At 59.4% G+C, this 2,041-nt stretch carries 2 protein-coding genes; both read left to right on the top strand.

The genetic code is table 11. From position 1 onward, the window contains the following. Positions 1–501 precede the first annotated feature (501 nt). Positions 502–1,374 carry a 4-hydroxybenzoate octaprenyltransferase gene (gene ubiA / locus A3730_RS11940; protein ID WP_063538117.1) on the top strand — a complete coding sequence of 291 codons (873 nt, stop codon included), beginning with the start codon at positions 502–504 and terminating at the stop codon, positions 1,372–1,374. Positions 1,375–1,690: 316 nt separating this feature from the next. Then, a partial coding sequence (locus tag A3730_RS11935) for a response regulator (RefSeq protein ID WP_156501171.1) occupies positions 1,691–2,041 on the top strand: 351 nt, incomplete at its 3' end.

Raw genomic sequence — 2,041 nt, 5'->3', positions numbered from 1 at the left:
TTCTACTTGCATTGCCACTGAACAGCCCCTTGCGCTAGGTTACACATGCTTGTCGGGGCGCACCTGAAACGCTGGCTTGCTAGGTATCGTCGGTCTGAGGTGCGAACTCAGCCGATGGATTCTTTATCGGCGTATGAATAGGTGCGGGGTGGGGCCAAATCTCCTACCGTCTGTACCCTTGGGTCAGATGCTCCTTTGGTCCCTCCACCCCGGCAAGTCCTGCATGGTTGCAGGAAGAGCATTCAAACATACAAGTTCCTCTCGAGGGACGAACCCGCGTATCAATACGGATAGCGGGCGAATGATTCATCAATCCCTATAGAATGGATTGGCATGGAGACCACGCTTTTTCCTCGCTTCGCTCGGTTCGCACCTCGAGAGGTACTCCTACAGGCGGTTTGATTTCGGGCAGGCGGCTCCGCCTGGGCCGCCCGATTCACATCTTGAAACTTGCAGCTTGTCGCTTGAAACTCTTCTTCGCCCCTGACAACCGGATGTCCCATGTTTGCCTTCGTTGAACAGCGTTACCCCGCCTTCTGGCCCTATATTCAACTGATGCGCCTGGATCGCCCCATTGGCACCCTGTTGCTGTTGTGGCCGACCCTGTGGGCAGTGTGGATTGCCGGGGCGGGCACCCCCAGCCTGACCGTGATTGTGGTGTTCTTTCTGGGCGTGGTGATCATGCGCGCCGCCGGCTGCGTGATTAACGACTTTGCCGACCGGGATTTCGACGGCGATGTGGAGCGCACCAAAGGCCGTCCGCTGGCCACCGGAGCCATCAGTGCCAAGAAAGCCCTGGCGCTGTTCTGCGCTTTGGGCCTGCTGGCCTTTGTGCTGGTGCTGTTCCTCAATGAACTGACGTTCTGGCTGTCCTTCGGCGGGCTGGGGCTGGCGGTGCTGTACCCCTTCACCAAGCGCTTTACCTTTATGCCCCAGCTGTTCCTGGGCGCCGCCTTCAGTTGGGCGATCCCCATGGCGTTTGCCGCCGAAACCGGCGAGGTGCCGGAAATCGCCTGGCTGCTGTACGTGGCCAATGTGCTGTGGACCGTGGCCTACGACACCGAATACGCCATGTGCGACCGCGAAGACGACCTGAAGCTGGGCATCAAGAGCACCGCCATCCTGTTCGGCGATGCGGACCGTTTGATGATCGGCCTGCTGCAGGCCCTCACCCTGCTGGCCCTGATCATGGTCGGCCACCGGCTGGGCTTTAGCTGGCCCTGGTACGCCGGGCTGGTCGGCATGGCCCTGAGCTTTGCCTTCCAGCACAGCCTGATCCGCTACCGCGAACGCTGGCCCAGTTTCCACGCCTTCCTGAACAACCACTGGGCCGGGGCCTGCGTGTTTATCGGCCTGTATTTTCAGTATTTTTAGGAGACGCAACACGCTGCACGCGACACGCAACAACCCGAATTACCCCTGCAGGGAACGGGAAACCGCATCACTTCGCGCCGAGACGTTTCATCTGCGGCCTTCGGCCGAGCCATGCCGGACACCGTAGAAATCGCCTTCCATGGCTCGCGGCCCTCCACATTTCTGCCCTTTCGTACAAGCCCGGATCCGCGTTGTCGCATGTTGCTTGTTGCTTGTTGCGTCTCTATCTGTCATACGGATGTCATAAAAAGGCAATCTAATAGGGCAACATCCCGGGCAGCGCATGCGCGCCCATGACAGGCAAGGAAGGTAAGCCATGTCCCGAAACCGCATTTTGATTGTTGATGATGAGCCCGCCATCCGTGAGATGGTTGCCGTCGCCCTTGAACTGGCCGATTTCGATGTGCTCGAGGCGGAAAATGCCCAGCGCGGCCACGAAATCATTGTCGATGAACGCCCGGACCTGGTCCTGCTGGACTGGATGCTGCCATCCGTCACCGGCATCGAGCTGGCCCGCCGCCTGAAGCGCGATGACACCACCAATGAGGTGCCGATCATCATGCTGACCGCGAAAAGCGAGGAAGATNACAAGATCCAGGGGCTGGACGTGGGGGCCGATGACTACATCACCAAACCCTTCTCCACCCGCGAGCTGATCTCCCGCATC

The organism is Alcanivorax sp. HI0044, from assembly GCF_001634945.1.
This window is presented reverse-complemented; position numbering and strand designations above follow the sequence as displayed.